The sequence below is a fragment of the Sabulicella flocculans genome (assembly GCF_045449635.1).
Classification (GTDB): domain Bacteria; phylum Pseudomonadota; class Alphaproteobacteria; order Acetobacterales; family Acetobacteraceae; genus Roseococcus.
In genome coordinates, this window is record NZ_JBJJBR010000009.1 from 83,857 (window position 1) to 102,523 (window position 18,667).

At 74.1% G+C, this 18,667-nt stretch carries 24 protein-coding genes; 9 read left to right on the forward strand and 15 right to left on the reverse strand.

Going from position 1 to position 18,667, the window contains the following annotated elements:
- Window positions 1–1,683: an AI-2E family transporter gene (locus ACI6QG_RS10810; protein ID WP_407024566.1), complete on the reverse strand. Its 1,683-nt coding sequence runs from the start codon at window positions 1,681–1,683 to the stop codon at window positions 1–3.
- Window positions 1,684–1,750: 67 nt separating this feature from the next.
- Between ACI6QG_RS10810 and ACI6QG_RS10815 the strand changes: the two genes are divergently transcribed.
- The 4 genes from ACI6QG_RS10815 to ACI6QG_RS10830 all read left to right on the forward strand — a co-directional run bounded on the left by ACI6QG_RS10815 (window position 1,751) and on the right by ACI6QG_RS10830 (window position 4,392).
- Window positions 1,751–2,203, forward strand: coding sequence for a Dps family protein (locus ACI6QG_RS10815; protein WP_407024567.1), 453 nt, complete (start codon window positions 1,751–1,753; stop codon window positions 2,201–2,203).
- A gap of 54 nt (window positions 2,204–2,257) precedes the next feature.
- A complete protein-coding gene (locus ACI6QG_RS10820; RefSeq protein WP_407024568.1) occupies window positions 2,258–2,584 on the forward strand; it encodes a hypothetical protein in 327 nt (108 codons plus the stop codon).
- A gap of 26 nt (window positions 2,585–2,610) precedes the next feature.
- Window positions 2,611–3,480 (forward strand): PRC-barrel domain-containing protein, encoded by an 870-nt coding sequence (locus ACI6QG_RS10825; RefSeq protein WP_407024569.1) that lies wholly within the window; start codon window positions 2,611–2,613, stop codon window positions 3,478–3,480.
- A gap of 69 nt (window positions 3,481–3,549) precedes the next feature.
- Window positions 3,550–4,392 carry a YihY/virulence factor BrkB family protein gene (locus ACI6QG_RS10830; protein ID WP_407024570.1) on the forward strand — a complete coding sequence of 281 codons (843 nt, stop codon included), beginning with the start codon at window positions 3,550–3,552 and terminating at the stop codon, window positions 4,390–4,392.
- 36 nt (window positions 4,393–4,428) lie between these two features.
- Here the strand turns inward: ACI6QG_RS10830 and ACI6QG_RS10835 are convergent, their stop codons facing one another.
- The gene (locus ACI6QG_RS10835) at window positions 4,429–4,653 is read right to left on the reverse strand and encodes a hypothetical protein (RefSeq protein WP_407024571.1); all 225 of its coding nucleotides are present in this window, start codon (window positions 4,651–4,653) and stop codon (window positions 4,429–4,431) included.
- Here ACI6QG_RS10835 and ACI6QG_RS10840 point away from each other — a divergent pair.
- Genes ACI6QG_RS10840 through ACI6QG_RS10850 form a run of 3 tightly spaced genes read left to right on the forward strand, consistent with a single transcriptional unit; the run spans window position 4,645 to window position 6,599 of the window.
- Window positions 4,645–4,971, forward strand: a complete 327-nt coding sequence (locus ACI6QG_RS10840; protein ID WP_407024572.1) for a hypothetical protein — start codon at window positions 4,645–4,647, stop codon at window positions 4,969–4,971. The genes ACI6QG_RS10835 and ACI6QG_RS10840 overlap by 9 nt on opposite strands.
- Before the next feature lie 57 nt (window positions 4,972–5,028).
- A complete protein-coding gene (locus tag ACI6QG_RS10845; RefSeq protein ID WP_407024573.1) occupies window positions 5,029–5,856 on the forward strand; it encodes a diacylglycerol/lipid kinase family protein in 828 nt (275 codons plus the stop codon).
- Window positions 5,853–6,599: a metallophosphoesterase family protein gene (locus ACI6QG_RS10850; RefSeq protein ID WP_407024574.1), complete on the forward strand. Its 747-nt coding sequence runs from the start codon at window positions 5,853–5,855 to the stop codon at window positions 6,597–6,599. The genes ACI6QG_RS10845 and ACI6QG_RS10850 overlap by 4 nt, the downstream gene beginning before the upstream one ends.
- A gap of 88 nt (window positions 6,600–6,687) precedes the next feature.
- On the opposite strand, the gene ACI6QG_RS10855 is transcribed toward ACI6QG_RS10850, so the two are convergent.
- Entirely contained in the window at window positions 6,688–7,320 is a 633-nt protein-coding gene (locus tag ACI6QG_RS10855) for a DUF533 domain-containing protein (protein ID WP_407024575.1), read from the reverse strand.
- Window positions 7,321–7,324: 4 nt separating this feature from the next.
- Entirely contained in the window at window positions 7,325–8,227 is a 903-nt protein-coding gene (locus ACI6QG_RS10860; RefSeq protein WP_407024576.1) for a hydrogen peroxide-inducible genes activator, read from the reverse strand.
- Between the two features lie 116 nt (window positions 8,228–8,343).
- On the opposite strand from ACI6QG_RS10860, the gene ACI6QG_RS10865 reads away from it, so the two are divergent.
- Both ACI6QG_RS10865 and ahpD read left to right on the forward strand, forming a co-directional pair.
- Complete coding sequence (locus ACI6QG_RS10865) at window positions 8,344–8,919, forward strand: peroxiredoxin (protein WP_407024577.1); 576 nt, start codon at window positions 8,344–8,346, stop codon at window positions 8,917–8,919.
- Window positions 8,920–9,018: 99 nt separating this feature from the next.
- Window positions 9,019–9,549 (forward strand): alkylhydroperoxidase, AhpD family, encoded by a 531-nt coding sequence (ahpD, locus tag ACI6QG_RS10870; protein WP_407024578.1) that lies wholly within the window; start codon window positions 9,019–9,021, stop codon window positions 9,547–9,549.
- Window position 9,550: 1 nt separating this feature from the next.
- On the opposite strand, the gene ACI6QG_RS10875 is transcribed toward ahpD, so the two are convergent.
- The 11 genes from ACI6QG_RS10875 to ACI6QG_RS10925 form a co-directional block, all read right to left on the reverse strand.
- Window positions 9,551–10,369, reverse strand: coding sequence for a 23S rRNA (adenine(2030)-N(6))-methyltransferase RlmJ (locus ACI6QG_RS10875; protein ID WP_407024579.1), 819 nt, complete (start codon window positions 10,367–10,369; stop codon window positions 9,551–9,553).
- Window positions 10,366–11,031 carry an SDR family NAD(P)-dependent oxidoreductase gene (locus tag ACI6QG_RS10880; protein WP_407024580.1) on the reverse strand — a complete coding sequence of 222 codons (666 nt, stop codon included), beginning with the start codon at window positions 11,029–11,031 and terminating at the stop codon, window positions 10,366–10,368. Before ACI6QG_RS10880 ends, ACI6QG_RS10875 begins: the two co-directional genes overlap by 4 nt.
- Window positions 11,028–12,479, reverse strand: coding sequence for an amidophosphoribosyltransferase (purF, locus tag ACI6QG_RS10885; protein WP_407024581.1), 1,452 nt, complete (start codon window positions 12,477–12,479; stop codon window positions 11,028–11,030). Before purF ends, ACI6QG_RS10880 begins: the two co-directional genes overlap by 4 nt.
- Before the next feature lie 15 nt (window positions 12,480–12,494).
- Window positions 12,495–13,055, reverse strand: a complete 561-nt coding sequence (locus tag ACI6QG_RS10890) for a CvpA family protein (RefSeq protein ID WP_407024582.1) — start codon at window positions 13,053–13,055, stop codon at window positions 12,495–12,497.
- Between the two features lie 71 nt (window positions 13,056–13,126).
- The gene (locus ACI6QG_RS10895; protein WP_407024583.1) at window positions 13,127–13,471 is read right to left on the reverse strand and encodes an FKBP-type peptidyl-prolyl cis-trans isomerase; all 345 of its coding nucleotides are present in this window, start codon (window positions 13,469–13,471) and stop codon (window positions 13,127–13,129) included.
- 5 nt (window positions 13,472–13,476) lie between these two features.
- Complete coding sequence (locus tag ACI6QG_RS10900; RefSeq protein ID WP_407024584.1) at window positions 13,477–14,352, reverse strand: branched-chain amino acid aminotransferase; 876 nt, start codon at window positions 14,350–14,352, stop codon at window positions 13,477–13,479.
- Between the two features lie 64 nt (window positions 14,353–14,416).
- Window positions 14,417–15,328 carry a manganese catalase family protein gene (locus ACI6QG_RS10905; RefSeq protein ID WP_407024585.1) on the reverse strand — a complete coding sequence of 304 codons (912 nt, stop codon included), beginning with the start codon at window positions 15,326–15,328 and terminating at the stop codon, window positions 14,417–14,419.
- A gap of 86 nt (window positions 15,329–15,414) precedes the next feature.
- Window positions 15,415–15,798 carry a hypothetical protein gene (locus tag ACI6QG_RS10910; RefSeq protein ID WP_407024586.1) on the reverse strand — a complete coding sequence of 128 codons (384 nt, stop codon included), beginning with the start codon at window positions 15,796–15,798 and terminating at the stop codon, window positions 15,415–15,417.
- 42 nt (window positions 15,799–15,840) lie between these two features.
- Entirely contained in the window at window positions 15,841–17,076 is a 1,236-nt protein-coding gene (locus ACI6QG_RS10915; RefSeq protein WP_407024587.1) for a CaiB/BaiF CoA transferase family protein, read from the reverse strand.
- Window positions 17,076–17,834: a CoA-transferase gene (locus ACI6QG_RS10920; RefSeq protein WP_407024588.1), complete on the reverse strand. Its 759-nt coding sequence runs from the start codon at window positions 17,832–17,834 to the stop codon at window positions 17,076–17,078. The genes ACI6QG_RS10915 and ACI6QG_RS10920 overlap by 1 nt, the downstream gene beginning before the upstream one ends.
- Complete coding sequence (locus tag ACI6QG_RS10925) at window positions 17,831–18,637, reverse strand: CoA transferase subunit A (RefSeq protein ID WP_407024589.1); 807 nt, start codon at window positions 18,635–18,637, stop codon at window positions 17,831–17,833. The genes ACI6QG_RS10920 and ACI6QG_RS10925 overlap by 4 nt, the downstream gene beginning before the upstream one ends.
- Window positions 18,638–18,667: the final 30 nt, after the last annotated feature.

Here is an 18,667-nt window from a genome sequence, read left to right on the forward strand (position 1 = left end):
CTACTCCGCGGCGCGCGCGGGCGGCTGGTCCTCCTCCTCCGGGCGCAGCGGGGCCAGTTCCTCGCGCAGGCGGTCCATGCCGGGCAGGAAGGGGTGGGCGCCGGCGATGGCGGCCTCGGCCTCCTCCGTGGCGGCCAGCAGGATGACGCGCGGCGCCAGGGCGCGGGCGGCGCGCAGGGCGCGCTCCAGCCGCGGGCGCGCCGCGGCGCTGGCCATCACCAGCACCACGGCCTGGGCGCGCCGCGCCTCCAGCGTGGGGGCGTGGCCGTCCTCGGCCAGCAGCAGGGCCACGGCGGCGGCGGCGGCGTGGTCCAGCGCGCCGGCCACCGGGCGCACCGCCAGGCTGGGCTCGGCCGGCTCCTCGTCGCGCTCCTCCAGCACGCGCAGCAGGGTGCGCGCGGCGCGCAACGCCACGGCGGGGCCGAAGCCGTCCTGGCCGCGGTCGGCCTCCACCTGCGCGATGGCGGGCAGGGCCAGGGTTTCCAGCGCCTCGCGCTCGCCCGACGCCGCGGCCTCGGCGTCCAGCAGGCTGGCGGCGCCCTCGCCGTCGCCGGCCAGCAGGCGCGACAGGAAGCGCGCGGGCAGCGGCAGCGGCGGCGCGTCGCCCAGCAGCACGTCCAGGAAGCCGAAGCCGGGCACGTGCCGGCCCAGGATGACGATGCACGCCGTCAGCGCCGGCGCCAGGATCAGCCCCAGCGGGCCCCACAGCACCGCCCAGAACGCGGTGGACAGCACCAGCGCGATGGGGGTGACGCCGATGGTGTGGCCGAACAGCAGCGGCTCCAGCACGTAGGTGATGATGCCGTCCACCGCCACGAACAGCGCCACGATGCCCAGCACCGTCCACCAGCCTTCCGTGGTGGCGAAGGCCAGCATCATGGGGAACACCACGGACAGCGGCGCGCCCAGGTAGGGGATGAAGCGCAGGGTGAAGCACAGCGCGCCCCACAGCGGCGCGTTGGGCAGGCCCAGCGCCCACAGCCCGGCGCCCATCAGCAGGCCGAAGGCGGCGTTGGTCATCGCCTGGGTCAGCAGGAAGCGGCCCACCCGGTCGGTGGCGTCCAGCATGGCGCCGGTGGTGCGGTGCAGCTCCTGCGTGCCGGCCAGGCGCAGCACGCGGTCGCGCAGGTCCTCGCGCTGCACCAGCAGGAAGCCCATCAGCAGCAGGGTGATCAGCACGGTGGCCAGCGGCGCCAGCACCACGTGCACCGCGGCCAGCAGCGCGGCGAAGGGAGAGGAGGCGCCGGCCGCCACCGCCACCGTCGCCGCCGGCGGCGCCTCCGTCGGCGACAGGCCGGAGGACAGGCGCTCGAACAGATCCATCACGCCTTGGATGGGCCCGGAGGAGGAGGCGATGGACGCCAGCTTGGCGCGCAGCGTGCCTTCGTAGGCGGGCAGCTCGGCCGCCAGGGCCAGCGCCTGGGTGCCCACCACCCAGGCGACCCCGCCGATCAGCGCCAGCACCATCAGCAGCACCAGCAGCACCGCCGGCACCCGCGGCAGGCCGTGGCGCTCCAGGAAGGCGGCCACCGGAAGGCAGGCGATGGTGAGCAGCAGCGCCAGCGCCAGCGGCGCCAGCACCTCCTGGCCCAGCCACAGCACGGCGATGACGCCGCCGACGATGAGGAGCCGCGCGCCGAGCGCGAGGCGGGGACGGGGCTCGTAGGGTCGGAAGGGCGCCATGGCGAAGCCTGCAACGCTTCCCGCGATGGGTGCGTTTCGGGGCCGAACCCACCCCAGGACCGGAGAGATGGACATGGCCCTCAAGAACGACGACGTCCCCGCGAAGCTGAAGGGCTTCCTGGCCGACACCTACGTGCTGCTCGCCAAGACCCAGGGCTGCCACTGGAACGCCCGCGGGGGGAACTTCTTCGGCGTGCACAAGCTGACGGAGGAGCAGTACGAGGAGCTGTTCAAGGCGGTGGACGAGATCGCCGAGCGGCTGCGCGCCCTGGGCGAGGAGGCGCCTGTCTCCCTGGCCGACATGCTGGGCCTGGCCTCGCTGGACGAGGCCAAGGAGGTGCACGCCACCGAGGACGCGGTGCGCCTGCTGGCCGGCGACAACCGCGCCATGGCCGCGCGCGCCAAGGAGCTGGCGCTGGACGCCGACGAGGCGGACGACCTGGCCACGCACGACATGCTCGTGAAGCGCATCGAGGTGCACGACAAGGCCGCCTGGCTGCTGGAAAGCCACCTCGGCTGAAACCGCCGGGGCGCGCGCCCCGTTTCCTGTCCACCCGACCGAAGGAACCGACAGATGGAAAGCGCCACCCAGGGCGACATGACGGACGAAGGCAAGGGCGTGATGGCCCAGGCCCAGGACAGGGCCAGCGCCCTGGCCGCGGACGCCCAGGCCGAGATCGCGGCGCTGCGCGCCAAGGTCGAGACCCTGATGAACGAGCGCGTGACGCCCGCGCTGAGCCAGGCCGCCGACCAGGCCGAGGCGACCTACCACACGGTGCGCGAGCGCCTGGGCGAGCGCGGCGAGCAGGTGAGCGAGCGCGTGCGCGAGCAGCCGTTGCTGGCGCTGGCGCTGGCGGCCCTGGCCGGCTTCGTGGTCGCGGCGATGTTCCGCCGCGGCTGATGCTTCCACGGAAAGGAGACGCAGACATGAACAAGATGCACACCACCCTGGGCATGACCGTGCTCGCCGGCGCGCTGGTGGCGCCCATGCTGGCCTTCGGCCAGGCCGCCAACAACAGCACCGGCACCGCCGCCCCCGCGCCGATGGTGCAGCGCGCCCCCGACGGCACCCCCGGCAACCCGCCCGGCACGGCAGCGACCCGCGCGCTGGACCGCGCGGCGGGCACCAACACCTCCGGCGCCTATCCGAGCCAGAGCGACGGCACCCCCGGCAACCCGCCGGGCACCGCGCTGGGCCGCGCGGCGGACCGCGCGACGGATGGCGCCAACAACGCCGCGCGCTCCGTGGCGCCGAACAGCCCTGACGGCACCCCCGGCAACCCGCCCGGCACGGCGGCGACCCGCGCGCTGGACCGCGCGGCGGGCACCAACACCTCCGGCGCCTACCCGAGCCAGAGCGATGGCACGCCGGCCAACCCGCCGGGCACCGCGCTGGGCCGCGCGGCGGACCGCGCCGGCGACGCCGCGCGCAGCGCCACCACCGCGCCGGCGACCGATGGCCGCGCCAACGTCGCCACCACCGGCGCGATGACGGGCGGCGCCATGGCCGGCATCTTCTCCGAGCGGCAGCGCGTCTCGCAGATCATCGGCTCGCGCGTCTACAACGACCGCAACGAGGCGATCGGCGAGGTGGACGACATCATCATGACCGGCACCACGCCCACGGCCATCGTCTCGGTCGGCGGCTTCCTGGGCATCGGCGCGCGGCTGGTGGCGGTGCCGATGACCGACCTGCAGTGGAACGGCGAGCGCGAGCGCATCATGCTGCCCGGCGCGACCAAGGAGCAGCTGCAGTCCCGCCCGGCCTTCGACTACGGCTCGCTGCGCCGCTCGTAACGCGGGCGTGGCGGAACGGGGTGGCGCGGCGACGCGCCACCCTTTCGCGCATCCAGGGGGCCGGACAAGATGAGCGACCTCGCTTTGGCGGAGCAGCGGCGGCCCGGCGTGTGGCGCCGCGCCTGGGCGGTCGCGACCTCGGACAAGATCTCGCTCACCTCCGCCGGCTGCGCCTTCTACGCCATGCTGGCGCTGTTCCCGGCGCTGTCGCTGCTGGTGACGGTGTACGGGCTGTGGTTCGACCCGGTGACGGTGGAGCCGCAGCTGGACGTGCTGCGCCGCGTGGTGCCCGAGAGCACCTTCTTCCTGATCGCCGGCCGCGTGCACGACCTCGTCTCGCAGCCGCGGCCGACGCTGGGGGCGAAGTTCCTGGTTTCGCTCGCCATCGCGCTGTGGTCGGCCTCCTCCGGCATCCGCGCCATGATGGGGGCGCTGAACTTGGCGCACAGCCAGGCGGAGGAGCGCGGGGTGCTGGCCTACTACGGCACCGCCTTCGGGGTGACGCTGGGGGCGGTGGTGGCGGTGGCGGTGGGCATCGCGCTGCTGGTCGGGCTGCCCAAGGTGCTGGACCTGCTGGAGCTGGACGTCATCTCCGCCTTCCTGGTGCGCTTCGCCTCCATGACGCTGCTGCTGGGCTTCGTGCTGGTGGCGATCTCGGTGCTGTACCGCTTCGGCCCGGCGCACCCGCCGGAGGGCTGGCGGCTGTTCGGGCCCGGCGCGGTGTCGGCGACGGTGCTGTGGGCGGCGGGCTCGTCGCTGTTCTCGCTCTACGTCGGCAACTTCGCGGGCTACGACGCCACCTACGGCGCGCTGGGCGCGGCGGTGGCGCTGCTGATGTGGTTCTACGTCTCCACCTACGTCATCCTGCTGGGCGCGGAGCTGGACGCGGAGATCGCCCGCAGCGGCGGCTGACGGGCGCCCGCGTGCCCGCCCGGCGCGGGCCTGGCCTCAGCCCAGGACGCCGAACAGCCACAGCAGCAGGATGATGGGAATGGGGATGCCGATGAGCCACAGGAGGATGCCGCGCATCTGATGGGTCCTTTCCGCCGGGCGGGATGCCCGTGCGCCGGCAACGTGCCCCGCAAGCTTGCGGTTGCCCGCAACCGGAAGGCGACGGGCGGCGTTCCCCGGGGCGTTCGGATCAACACCGGAAGGAAAGCCACCATGCGTCACCTGTTCCTCCTGCCGCTCGGCGTCCTCGCGCTCGGCACCGCCGCCTGCACCGACCCCGGCGACGGCCGCCGCGGCAACCCGCCGGGCACCGAGGCCTCGCGTGCCCTCGACCGCGCCGCTGGCACCAACACCTCCGGCGCGTATCCGCAGCAGGCCGACGGCACCCGGGCCAACCCCGCGGGCACCGAGGCCACCCGCGCCTTCGACCGCGCGGCGGGCACCAACACCTCCGGCGCCTACCCCTCGCAGCGCGACGGCACGGCGGTGAACCCGCGCGGCACCGCGGTCAGCCGCGCCCTGGGCACCACCAACCGCTGATGCGCGGCTGACGGGAAGGGGCCGGTTCCCGCACGGGGCCGGCCCCTTTCGCTTGCCATGAAGGCTGCGCTCATCCTCAACACCCGGGCCGGGCGCCTGGCGCAGATGGAAGCGCCGCGCGCCGCCATCGAGGCGGCGATGCGCGCGGGCGGCTTCGACCCGCTGCCCCTGCCGGATGGCGACCTGGACGCGCAATGGGCGGCGGCGCAGGGGGCGGAGGCCGTGTTCATCTGCGGCGGCGACGGCACCCTGCGCGGCTTCGCCAAGCGGCTGATGGCCGCCGGCCTGCCCTTCGCGCCGCTGCCGGGCGGCACCATGAACCGTGTCTGCACCCGGCTGGGCCTGCCGGATGACCCGGTGGCCGCCGCCGCCCTGTACCGCCCCGGCCCGCCCGAGCCCATGGCGGCCGCCCTGCTGAACGGCGAGCCCCTGCTGTACCAGAGCCTGATCGGCCGGCCGGCGCGCATGCTGCGCTTCCGCGAGATGCAGCGCGAGGGCGGCTCCTGGTGGCCCTTGCTGAAGGCGGGGCTGCGCGTGCTGTTCCGCGCGCCCTGGCGCGACGTGACGGTGCCGGTCGGCCCGGATTCGCGCGCCACCGGCCTGGCCGCGGTGGTGACGCTGCCCGAGCCGGGCGAGGCGCCGGCCCTGACCATGCAGCTGGTGCGGGCGCTGGGCCCGCTGGCGCGGCTGCGCCAGGCCTGGGCCTGGTTCCGCGGGCGCCTGGGCGAGGATTCGGGCGTGGTGACGCTGCACGCGCCGCGCTTCGTGGTGCATGGGCGGGCGCGCCGCATGCGCGTCTCCCTGGATGGCGAGATGCGCACCGTGGCCCCGCCGCTGCGCTATCGCCTGAAGCCCGGCGCGCTGCGCGTGCTGCCACGCGCATGATCCGCCTGGGTCTGCTGGCCGACCTGCATTTCGGCGAAGGCACGCCGGAGGGCGCGGCCGCCCTGCGCGCCGACATCCTGGCCCAGGACCCCGCGGCGCTGCTGGTGGCGGGCGACCTGACGCGCCGCGCCCGCGCCGCCGAGTTCGCGGCCGCGCGCGGCTTCCTGGCCGGGCTGGAGCGCCCGGTGCTGGTGGTGCCGGGCAACCACGACATCCCGCGCGGCGACCTGTGGCGGCGCTTCACCAGCCCCCGCGCCGCCTGGACCGAGGCTGGGCTGCCGGTGGCCGACGGCGAGCTGGTCATCGGCTCCTGGGCGGTGCTGGGGCTGGACAGCGTCCGGCGGCTGCAGGCGCACCTGGACTGGTCGGCCGGCGGCGTGTCCCGCGCGCAGCTGGCCACGCTGCGCGGGCGGGTGGCGGCGATGGGCGGGCGGCGATGCCTGCTGGTGTGCCACCACCCGCTGCGCCATCCCCCCGGCTTCGCCCGCCGGCAGCGCCCCCGCCGCGCCGACCTGGCGCTGGAGGCGATGGGCCGGCTGGGCATCGAGGCGGTGCTGTCCGGCCACCTGCACGTGGCGGCGCGCATCGCCGGGCGCCCGGCGCAGGTGATCGCGCCCACCGCGCTGTCGCCCCGCCGGCGGGGCGTGCCGGGCGGCTGGGTGCTGCTGCGCCTGGGCGACGGCCCGCTGGAGGCCGAGGCGCGCGAGGCGACGGACAACGGCTTCGCGGCGCGCGACCTCTAGAGCACGATCCGCCTTGATGGAGTCATCAAGGCGGTGAACCGTCCTCTCAGCAAAGGCTGGATCATGGTCCGCGTTTGCGGATCATGATCTAGCCCAGCCGCGCCTCGATGGCCTGGCGGGCGCGGGCATCCAGCTTCAGCGCCGCGCCCAGCCCGTCCAGCCAGGCGCGCTCGGCGGCGCTGACCTCGCCGGCGCCGGCGCAGGCGGCGGCGTAGAGCTGGGCCGCCAGCATCGGGTCGCGCGCCTCCCGCGCCAGCTCCGCCGCGGTGGCGGGGGCGTCGAAATCGGCCAGCACGCGGTCGCGCTCCGCCGCGGTCAGCCCGGCGGCGTCGAGCTGCGCGGCGATGGCGGCGCGCTCCGCCCGGTCCAGCGCGCCATCGGCGCGGGCGGCGGCGATCATGGCGCGCAGCATCAGCAGCGCCTCGCTGGTCTCGGCGGCGGCGACGGGGCGGGGGGCGGCGGTCTCGGGCAGGCGGCGGGCCGGGGCGGGGGCGCGCTGCACCGGGGGAACGGGTGCTGGCGCGGGGGCCGGGGCCGGGGCGGGGCGGCTCAGCGCGTCGGCGGCGACGCCGGCCAGGGCGCCGACCACGCGGCCGATCTGCCGCGCCTCCGTCTGAGTCAGGCCGAAGGGCAGGGCGCCGCGCCGCGCGGCCGGGCGGCGGCGCGCGGGGCGGGCGGCGGCGCCGTTCAGCACCGCGCCGAGGATGCGTCCGAGGTCCATGCGGCTAGTGTAGGCCCTGCGCCACCGCCGGGGCCAGGGCCCGGAACTCGGCCGCGCGCGGCGAATGCGGCCGCCAGGCGAGCGCGAGGGTGCGCCCGGGGGCGCCGCCGGCCAGCGGGCGGGTCACCAGGTCGGTGCCGCCCAGCACCCCGCCTTCCACCGCCAGGCGCGGCAGGATGGTCACGCCCAGGCCGCTGGCCACCATCTGCACCAGCGTGTGCAGCGAGGTGGCGGCGAAGCCCTCGCCGCCGCCCAGGCCGCGGGGCAGGCCGCAGCTTTCCTGCGCCTGGGCGCGAAGGCAATGGCCGTCCTCCAGCAGCAGCACCCGCTCGGCCGACAGCGCGCCGGGCGGCACCTCCTCCAGCGCGGCGAGGCGGTGGCCGGGGGGCACCGCCAGCAGGAAGGGGTCGGGCCCCAGGGGCTCCACCTCCGCCCCCTCGCAGTCGCAGGGCAGGGCCAGCAGCAGCAGGTCCAGCCGCCCGGCCTCCAGCTGGCGCAGCAGGGCGGCGGTCTGGTCCTCGCGCAGCCACAGGCGCAGCCGGGGGAAGCGGGCGCGCAGCGCGGGCATCAGCCGCGGCAGCAGGAAGGGGCCGATGGTGGGGATCACCCCCAGGCGCAGCGGCCCGGCCAGGGGGTCGCGCGCCGCGGCGGCGGCCTGCGTCACGCCCTCCAGCGCGGCCAGGGCGGCGCGGGCGCGCGCCGTCACCTCCACCCCCAGCGGCGTGAAGACAGGGCGCTTGGTCGGCCCGCGCTCGATCAGCGCGACGTCGAGCTGGCGCTCCAGCGCCAGGATGCCGGCCGAGAGGGTGGATTGCGTCACCGCGCAGGCCTCGGCGGCGCGGCCGAAATGCCCGTGCTCAGCCAGGGCGACGAGGTAGCGCAGGTTCTGCGGGGAGGGCAGGATCATCGAGGCCTTCGATCATCACGGGCAAAATTCTTCATTGGCGCAGTGCAGCATGAAAGTCTAACTGCTTCGGCAGCGGCCCGCACCCGGGCGCGCCCCAACCCAAGGATGACCCCTGCATGCTGACCGTCGGCGACACCTTCCCCGCCTTCGCCCTGACCGCCGTCAAGGGCGGCGCCGAGGGCCTGGCTGGCCCTGGCAAGTCCTTCGAGGAGATCACCTCGGACAGCAACCCGGGCAAGTGGAAGATCGTGTTCTTCTGGCCCAAGGACTTCACCTTCGTCTGCCCGACCGAGATCGCCGCCTTCGGCAAGCTGAACGGCGAGTTCGCCGACCGCGACGCGGTGGTCTACGGCGTGTCCTGCGACAGCGAGTTCGTTCACCTGAACTGGCGCGTGCACAACGCCGACATCCGCGACCTGCCCTTCCCCATGCTGGCGGACGTGAAGCGCGAGCTGGCGACCGCCCTGGGCGTGCTGGACAAGCAGGCCGGCGTGCCGCTGCGCGTCACCTACATCGTGGACCCCGAGGGCACCATCCAGCACGTGACGGTGAACGGCCTGAACGTGGGCCGCAACCCGCAGGAGACGGTGCGCATCCTCGACGCGCTGCAGACCGACGAGCTGTGCCCCTGCAACTGGAACAAGGGCGAGGAGGCCCTGAAGCCGCAGGAGCTGTTCGACAAGGCGGCCTGACCGGCCAATCCCTTCCCGGACGGGGGGCATCCGGCCCCCCGTCCCTCCTCGGCGCCTCCCGGTGCCGGAACCCGCGCGCCGCCCTTCCTGGAGCCCCCGATGTCCCTTGAGACCCTCCGCAGCCTGCTGCCCGACTACGCCAAGGACCAGAAGCTGAACCTGGGCAGCCTGAGCGCCGAGCCGGCGCTGACGCCGCAGCAACGCGCCGGCACCTTCGTCGTCTCGGCGCTGGCCAGCCGCAACCCGACCGTCATCAAGCACGTGCTGGCGGAGTTCGGCCCGCAGCTCTCGTCCGAGGCGCTGGACGCGGCCAAGGCCGCCGCCTCCATCATGGGCATGAACAACATCTACTACCGCTTCACCCACCTGGTGCATGGCGACTACGCGAACATGCCGGCCAAGCTGCGCATGAACGTGATGGCCAAGCCGGGCGTGGAGAAGGTGGATTTCGAGCTGTGGTCGCTCGCCGTCTCCGCCATCAACGGCTGCGGCATGTGCATGGAGAGCCACGAGAAGGTGCTGCTCCAGCACGGCGTGGGCAAGGAAGCCGTGCAGGCCGCCGTGCGCATCGCCGCCGTGGTCCACGCCACCGCCGCCACGCTGGACGGCGAGGAAGCCCTGGCGGCCTGAGCTACTCGGCCGCCAGCCGTTCCAGCGCCCAGCCGCCCCCGGCCTCGCCGGTGGCGAGGCGGGCGTGCAGGGCGGCGAGGATGTCCCTCGCCGCCGCCTCGAATCCCCAGGGGGGGTTCATCACCACCAGCCCCGAGCCGTTCAGCCGCGCCGCATCCGTCGGCTCGCGCAGGTGCAGCTCGCAGGCCAGCAGGTCCCGCAGGCCGGCGTCGCGCAGCGCCTGGTGGAAGGCGCGCACCGGCGCGCGGCCCTTGATGGGGTACCAGCCCGCCTGCACGTGGCCGCGCGCGCGGCGCGCCACCTCCGCCATCGTGGCCGCCATGCGCGCGAAGTCGTCGCCGGCCTCGAAGGGCGGGTCCATCAGCAGCAGGCCGCGCTTCTCGGGGAAGGGGGTCAGGGCGCGCGCCGCCTCCCAGCCGTCGCGCGCGTGCACCGCCACCCGGCGGTCGGCGCGGAACAGCCGGCGCAGGGTGGCGTGGTCCTCCGGGTGCTTCTCCACCAGCACCAGCCGGTCCTCGGCGCGCAGCATCGCCGCCGCCAGCGCGGGCGAGCCGGGATAGCCGCCATCGGCGCGCACCAGCGACAGCCACTCCGCCAGCGGGCCGTCCGCCACCTCGGCCAGCCGGCCGATGCCGGCGCGCCACTCGCCGGTGCGCTGCGCCTCCGCCGCCGCCAGGTCGTAGCGGCCGGTGCCGGCATGGGTGTCCAGCACCCGCAGCGGCGCCGGCTTGCGCAGCAGCAGGCGCAGCAGCGCGTGCAGCAGCGCGTGCTTCAGGCAGTCGGCATGGTTGCCGGCGTGGAAGGCGTGGCGGTAGTTCACCCGCCGATCAGTTCCGCGATGCGCTCCCCGGCCGCCTCGGCCGTCCTGAGGGTGGCGGCGTCCTCGCCCGGCATGGCGACGCGGCGCAGGTAGGTGGCGGTGGGGCCGGGGTCGTGCAGCAGCACGCGCAGGGGGGTGTTCGCCACCTCCTGCGCCCAGGTGGCGGCCAGGTGGTGCTGCGCGGCCTTGGCGGCGCCGTACAGGCCCCAATAGGCCAGCGGCTCGCCCGCCCGCGCGTCGGTGAGGATGACGGCGCGGCCGGCGGGGGCTGCGCGCAGCAGCGGGTCGGTGGAGCGGATGAGGCGCCAGCAGGCGGTGACGTTCACCGCCAGGCTGTCGGCCCAGTCCTTGGGCATGATGTGCGCCACCGGCGTCAGCTTCGGCAGCAGGCCGGCGGCGTGCACCAGCGCGTCCAGCCGGCCGAAGCGCTCCAGCAGGGAGGGGCCGATGGCGTCCACCTGCTCGGCTTCCTTCACCAGGTCCAGCGGCAGCAGCGTGGCCCCGTCGCCGGTGCGGGCGCGGATGGCGTCGTCCAGCTCCTCCAGCGCGCCGACGGTGCGGGCGGTGGCGACCACGTGGAAGCCGCGCGCGGCCAGCGCCAGCGCCGCGGCGCGCCCGATGCCGCGCGAGGCGCCGGTGACCAGGGCGACCGGGCGGCTCACAGGCTGGGCTGCAACAGCTTGGCCCGCTGCTCCTCGTTGGTGGGCCAGTCGGTCAGCGGGATGGCGTAGTCGCCGGTGAAGCAGGCGTCGCAGTAGCCGGGGTTGGCGGCGTCGCGCCCCGGTCGGTTCAGCGCGCGGTACAGGCCATCGAGCGAGATGAAGGCCAGGCTGTCCACGCCGATCAGCTTCGCCATCTCCGCCACGTCGTGCTGCGCGGCCAGCAGGTGGGCGCGGTCCGGCGTGTCGATGCCGTAGAAGCAGGAATGAGTGGTGGGCGGCGAGGAGATGCGCATGTGCACCTCCGCCGCGCCGGCCTGGCGCACCATCTCCACGATCTTCTTGCTGGTGGTGCCGCGCACGATGCTGTCATCCACCAGGATGACGCGCTTGCCTTCCAGCGCCGGGCGGTTGGCGCTGTGCTTCAGCTTCACGCCCAGGTGGCGGATCTGATCGGTCGGCTCGATGAAGGTGCGGCCGACATAGTGGTTGCGGATGATGCCCAGCTCGAACGGGATGCCGGCCTCGGCGGCGTAGCCCATGGCGGCCGGCACGCCGGAATCCGGCACCGGCACCACCAGGTCGGCCCCCACGTGGCTCTCGCGCGCCAGCTCGGCGCCGATGCGCTTGCGGGTGTCGTAGACCGGCGTGCCCTCCACCACCGAATCCGGGCGGGCGAAGTAGATGTACTCGAAGATGCAGAAGCGCTCCGGGGCGGGGGTGAAGGGCTTGATGCTCTTCACGCCGGCATCGTCGATGACGACGATCTCGCCCGGCTCGACGTCGCGCACGAACTCGGCGCCCACGATGTCCAGCGCGCAGGTCTCGCTCGCCAGCACCCAGCCGTCGTTCAGCCGGCCCAGCACCAGGGGGCGCACCCCCAGCGGGTCCCGCGCGCCGACCAGCGCGCCGTTGTGCAGCCCCACCAGGGAATAGGCGCCCTGCACCTGCTTCAGCGCGTCGATCAGCCGGTCGAGCACGTTGGAATACAGGCTGATGGCGATGAGGTGGACGAACACCTCCGAATCGGTGGTGGACTGGAACAGGCAGCCGCGGCGCACCAGGGCCCGGCGCAGCTGCGCGGCATTGGTGAGGTTGCCGTTGTGCGCCACCGCGAAGCCGCCGAACTCGAAATCGGCGAACAGCGGCTGGACGTTGCGGATCGCCGTCTCGCCCGTGGTGGCGTAGCGGTTGTGGCCCACCGCGGCCGGGCCGGGCAGGCCGGCCATCACCTTGGCGTCGCCGAAGATGTCGCCCACCAGCCCCAGCCCCTTGTGGGCGTGGAAACCGCCGCCGTCATCGAGGGTGACGATGCCCGAGGCCTCCTGCCCGCGGTGCTGCAGGGCGTGCAGGCCCAGCGCCACCAGGGCGGCGGCGTCCTTGGCGTTCCAGACGCCCATGACGCCGCATTCCTCGTGGAACTTGTCGTCGTCGGAAAGGGGGAGGGACATGGGTGGCGTGGCCCTTCAGGTCCGGTTCCGGGCGGGCGGGCGCAGCAGGTCCTCCTGCCTGGGCACGCGGCGCTCCGGCGGGGCGGCGATGCGCGGGCGATACTCCTCCGGCAGGAGACCCACAACCCAGCGCGCGCCATCGGCGGCATGCGGCAGGCTCCGGGCTTCGCGGACCGGGGCCGGCCATTGCGCGGTGTCGGGCTCCAGCAGTCCCGCCAACGCGTAGGCGCATATGGCGATGAAGAAGCCCCGCGCCAAGCCGAACACCGCGCCCAGCGAGCGGTCCACCCCGCCCAGCGGCGAGGCCTGGACGCTGCCGGCCAGCACGTGGATGACCAGCTTCAGCAAGATCAGCACCACCAGGAAGATGGCGGCCACCGAAAGCCCGTCGGCCAGCCAGTCGGCCTGGACCAGCTCGTCCATGAAGGGACGGACCAGGCCGCGCAGGGCGAAGCCGGCGAAGGCGGCGCCGATCCAGGCGGCGATGCCCAGCACCTCGCGCACGAAGCCGCGCAGGAAGGCCAGGATGGCCGAGAGCACCATCACCAGCAGCAGCACGCCATCCACCCAGGTCATGCCGACTCCTTGCCGCTCCTCGGGAAGCGGACAGGGTTAGCGGGATTCCCCGGGCGCTTGAAGCGGGCGCCTCAGCCCACCCCCAGCAGCTCCACCTCGAACACCAGGGTGGCGTTGGGCGGGATGACGCCGCCGGCGCCGCGCGCGCCGTAGCCCATCTCGGGCGGGATGGTCAGGATGCGCCGGCCGCCCACGCGCATGCCGGCTACCCCGCGGTCCCACCCGGCGATCACGTGGCCGGCGCCCAGCGGGAACACGAAGGGGTCGTTGCGGTCCAGCGAGCTGTCGAACTTGCGCCCGCGCGCGCCTTCCGCCTGCGGGTCGTGCAGCCAGCCGGTGTAGTGCACCGTCACGGTCTTGCCGGCGAGCGCCATCGGCCCCTCGCCCACGGTGACGTCGTCGAACTTCAGCCCCATCGCCGTCACTCCGCCGCCGCGGCGTGGGAAACGAGGCGCGGCTGCGCCCGCATCCAGGCGAAGTAAAGGTCGCGCGCCTGGGTGGCGAAGGGCCCCACCGGCAGGGCGCGGCCGTTCACCGCCGTGCAGGGCTGCACTTTGCCGTAGTTGCCGGTGCTCCAGACCTCGTCGGCGCCGTCCAGCTCCTCCGGGCGCACCGCGCGTTCCTCCACCGTGACGCCGGCTTCGCGCAGCAGGGCCAGCACGCGCTGGCGGGTGATGCCGTTCAGGAAGGTGAAGTTGGGCGCCGGCGTGACCACGACGCCGTCCTTGGCCAGCCACAGGTTGGAGCTGGCGAACTCGGCCAGGTTGCCGGCGGCGTCGCACAGGATGGCCTGGTCGGCCCCGCGCTCGTTCGCCCAGGCGCTGGCCCGCGCGCCGTTGGGATACAGGCAGGCGGCCTTGGCGTCGGTCGGCGCCATGTCGGTGGCCGGGCGGCGGAACGGCGTCAGCATGGCGCTGAAGCCGGTGAAGCCGGGCAGCGGCGCGTCATACACCGAAAGGATGAAGTCGGTGCTGTCCGGGTCCGGCCGGGCGGCGCCCAGGCCGTTGCGCACGAAGAACATCGGCCGGACGTAGAGGGTGGCGTCCGGCCCCATGCGGCGGATGCCCTCGCGGCACAGCGCCTCGATCTCCTCGGGCGACTTGCCGGGCTTCATGCCCATCACGCGCGCCGAGCGCACGGCGCGCGCGCAGTGGCGGTCGAGGTCGGGCGCCCAGCCGGTGATGGCCCGCGCCCCGTCGAACACCACGGAGGCGAGCCAGAAGGCGTGGTCCATCGGGCCGAGAATCTTGGGCTCCTCGGTGAACCACTGCCCGTCATACCAGTACACGCCGGCCATCGCGCCCTCCCGTCGCCCTGTCCCGGCCATGATGCCATGGCCGGGCGCGGGCGCGAAGCCGCGTTCAGCCCTTGGCCTTGCCGTAGAGCTTGCGGGCGATCTCCAGGATCTCCTCCGGCGCGTAGTCGGGGGTGAAGCTGGAGGCCGAGCCTTCCATCGCCTTCAGGCTGTCCGGGCCGGGATCGGGCGGCAGGTCCACCACCTCCAGCGGGCCGGTCTTGTCGTAGGTGGTCTCGTCCTCGCTCCAGATGCCCGCGATGTCGGCGTAGTCGCGGTCGCTGAAGCGGTAGAGGACGCGGTGCCGCCCCTCCACCTCGAACTTGCGCGCCTCGGGGATGTTGTCGTGGGTGATGTTGGGCACCGGCAGCAGGTTGGTCATCTCCACGCCGGTCAGCTTCTTCAGCGCCAGCGCGAAGGCCTGGGCGTGCACGGAGCCGCGCACCAGCAGGTAGCCCAGCACCTCGCGGCCCACCGGGTCGGTCTGCATCTCGTAGACGCGCAGCTTGTGCATGCGCGCGCCGCATTCGAGGAAGAAGTTGTGCAGCAGGTCCAGCACTAGGTTGCCGGTGTGGAAGGTGAAGGTGGCGTTCCAGGGCCGCCCGTTGGAATCAAAGGGCAGGCCGGCGCCGGCGCCCATGGCGAAGCCGGCGACGTCGCGCGCCTTGCGCATGTGGGCGTAGGGCGCGTCCGCCGGGTGCGCCGTCGGCGCCTTGGAAGGCGGGCCGTTGTTCAGCAGGGAGATGCCGGTGGTCACCAGCTCCACATGGCCCAGCTCCTCCGCGGTGATGCTCGCCACCAGCGAGTGGAAGGGCTTGAGCTTCGTCTTGTCGCGGAAGTTGAAGCTCTGGAACATGTAGTTGTTCAGGGTGGACATCTCGCCGAACTGCCCGCCCAGGATCTCGTTCAGGGCGGCGCCCGCGTCGGGGTCGGCGTCCTTGGGCTCCGGCAGGTCGATGAGAAGGGAATCACGTCGCATGAACATCGGCATCTTCTCCAACCCGGCAGGGATGCAACCGATGACGACGCTGAAAGGATGCCCGGTGATAGATGACGATTTCGCCATCACCCCGGCAGGCAGGCCACCGCCAGCACGGACATCACCTGCTCCTCGGTCGCGCGCCGGTCATGCACGCCCAGCGGCACCACCTGGGCCTGACGCGGCTGCAGCAGCAGCGGCTGCCCGGCGCCCGGCGGCGGCGAGAGGTTGGCGAAGCCCAGCGCCACGGTGAAGCGCCGCGGTCGCGGCCCGCTGTTCACCACCATGACGCGATAGCCGAAGCGCCCGGCCTCCGGCGTGATCCAGATCCGGGGCAGTTCCAGCGCACCGGGGCCCAGGCAGCGCGGCGCGGCGGAGGGCGGCGCCCCCGCCCGCCCGCGCGGCTGCGCCAGGGCCGGCGCCGCCAGCAGCAGGGCCGCGCCGAGCAGGGCGGGGAAGGAGGCACGCATCGCCCATCCTCATGCCCTGGCCGGCGCCGCCCCGCCATCCGGTCATCTGCGGCGTGCCTCCACCAGCACCCCGGCTTCCGCCAGCCGCGCGATCTCCTCCTCCGAGAAGCCCTTGGCCGCGAGCACGGAGCGCGTGTGCTCGCCGAAGCGCGGCGGGGCGGCGCGGGTGCCGCCCGGCGTGCGCGACAGCTTGATGGGCGTGCCCAGCCCGCGGAAGCCGTCCTTCTCCGTCACCATCTGGCGGTGGGCGGTGTGAGCGGCGGCCATGGCCTCGTCCACGCCCAGCACCGGGCCGGCGGGCAGGCCGGCGGCCAGCATGCGCTGGCAGAAGGCGTGCCCGTCCTCCTGCGCCAGCCGCTCCTCCAGGATGGCCATCAGCGCCGGCTTGTTGGTCACCCGCGCGCCGTTGGTGGCGAAGCGCGGGTCCTGCGCCAGCGCTTCCAGCCCCAGGAAGCCGCACAGCTTGCGCCAGGTCGGGTCGTTGCCCACGCCCAGGAAGATCTCGCCGGTGGCGGTGCGGAACTTGGCGTAGGGGGCCAGGTTGGGGTGCGGGTTGCCGGTGGCGCGCGGCCGCTTGCCGTTCAGGAAGAAGTTGGCGGCATGCGGGTGCAGCAGCGCCATGCCGCAATCGTGCAGCGTCATGTCGCAGTATTGCCCCAGCCCGGAGCGCTCGCGCTCGTGCAGCGCCAGCAGGATGGCGATGGCCGAGTACAGCCCGGTGGCGATGTCCACGATGGGCGTGCCCATGCGGGTGGGGCCGGAATCCTCCGTGCCGTTGATGCTCATCAGCCCCACCATCGCCTGCACGATGGCGTCGTAGCCGGGGAAGCCGCCCAGCGGCCCCTCGCCGCCGAAGCCGGAGACGCGGCAATGGACCAGCCGGGGGAAGCGCGCCTTCAGCACCGCCTCGTAGCCCAGGCCCCACTTCTCCATGGAGCCGGGCTTGAAGTTCTCCACCAGCACGTCGGCGCCTTCCAGCAGGCGCAGCAGCACCTCGCGCCCCTCCGGCTTCGCCAGGTCCAGCCCGACCGACTTCTTGTTGCGGTTGACCCCCACGAAGTAGGAGGCGTCGCCGTGGCCGTCGAAGGGCGGGCCCCAGTCGCGCACCTCGTCGCCCTGCGGCGGCTCCAGCTTGATGACCTCGGCGCCGTGGTCGCTGAGGATCATGGTGCAGTAGGGGCCGCCCAGCACGCGCGTCAGGTCCACCACCCGCAGCCCCGCCAGGGCGCCGGGGCCGGTGGCCAGCCCCTTGCCGTCGTTGACCGTCATGCCGTCCATCACGCCGCGCTCCTCCTGCCGAACACCCGGGCGCAGAAATCCGGGTAGGTCTCCATCATCTCGTCGCAGACCGGGCCGCGCAGCAGCGCCAGCTCGGCCGCCGTGGGGGCCGGCGTCTCGCGCACGTCACGGGCCACGTCGAAGCCGAAGCCGGTGGCGGCGCGCACCGAATCCACCGTCTCGCCCGGGTGCACGCTGTCCAGCGTGAAGCGGGCGCGGGCGGGGTCGAAGCCGAACACGCAGCGGCCGGTCACCAGCGCCTGGGCGTGGCCGCGCCGGAACACGCCGGCCTCGCTGACCCCGGGCGCCGAGACGTGCTCCACCCGCTCCACCAGCACGCGCGGGGAGTGCTCCTCGCGGAACAGGATGGTGCGCCCGGCCATGAAGTACATGAAGGCCGAGCCGAAGGAGCCCGGGAAGCGCACCCCGCGCCCCGGCCACTCGCCGGTGCCGATCAGGTTCAGGTCGGCGTTGCCGCCGATCTGGCCGCCGCCCAGGAAGAACAGGTCCACCCGTCCCTGCCCCGTCAGGTCGAACAGCTCGCGCGAGCCCTCGGTGAACGGGTTGCCCGAGCGCTTGTGCAGCAGCGACAGCCGCAGGGGCGCGCCCTGCTTCACCGCCAGCCAGCACGCGGCGGCCGGAATCGGCGAGGCCGCGCCGACCGCGACGTGGCGCGTCGGCCGCGCCACGATCAGCCGCGCCAGGGTGGTGGCCAGCAGCTCCTCCGGGGCGAGGGCCCCGCCCGCCGCCGCGCTCATGCCGCCCTCCGGGCACCGGACACGTGCTCGGCCACCCAGGCGTCGAAGCCCTCCTGCGTGCGGGCGGCGCGGGCGTAGGCGGCCACGTAGGCGGCGTCGAAGCCGTACTCGTCCAGCAGCGCCACCGGGTGGGCCCCGCGCTCGGCCAGGGCGATGCCGCTGACGTAGGTGGCGCTGATGGTGCCGGGCGCCAGGCGCTCATCCTCCAGGAAGTTGCCGGGCATCACGCGCTCCACCGTCACCAGGGCGCGCTGGCTGGCATGGGCCAGGGTGGCGCATTCCCGCCGCCGGCCCAGCCAGACATTGCCCGCCTCGTCGGCCATGGCGGCGTGGAAGGCGGCGACGTCGGGCGACAGCGCGGGCAGGCAGACGATGCGCTCCCCGGTGAAGGGTGCCTCGATCACCTGCCAGTCGGGTCGGTGGCGCAGGATGTCGCTGCCGATGATGCCGCGCAGCGGCATGAAGGGCACGCCCTTCTCGCTGGCCTGCAGCATGGCGTGGATGGCCGGGCAGGTGGCGTCCACCACGCGGATGCCGCCGGCCTTGACCGCGGCGGTGAAGCGCGGCGCGAAGCCCGCCTCGCCCAGCGAGCAGGCGGAGGTCTGCACCTCCGCCACGCAGCCGGCGCCGATCAGCAGGTCGGTCGCGAAGCCCGAGACGGGCACGCCCAGCAGGCGCAGGTCGCGCGCCCCGCGCCGCACCAGCGCCTTGGCCAGCGCCACCGAGGGCAGGGAGTTGTCGGGCGGCAGGGCCACCAGCGCCCCATCGGGCACGGAAGCGGCCATCTCCTCCAGCGTCATCATGCGCCGTGATCCTTCAGGGACGTCGCCTCC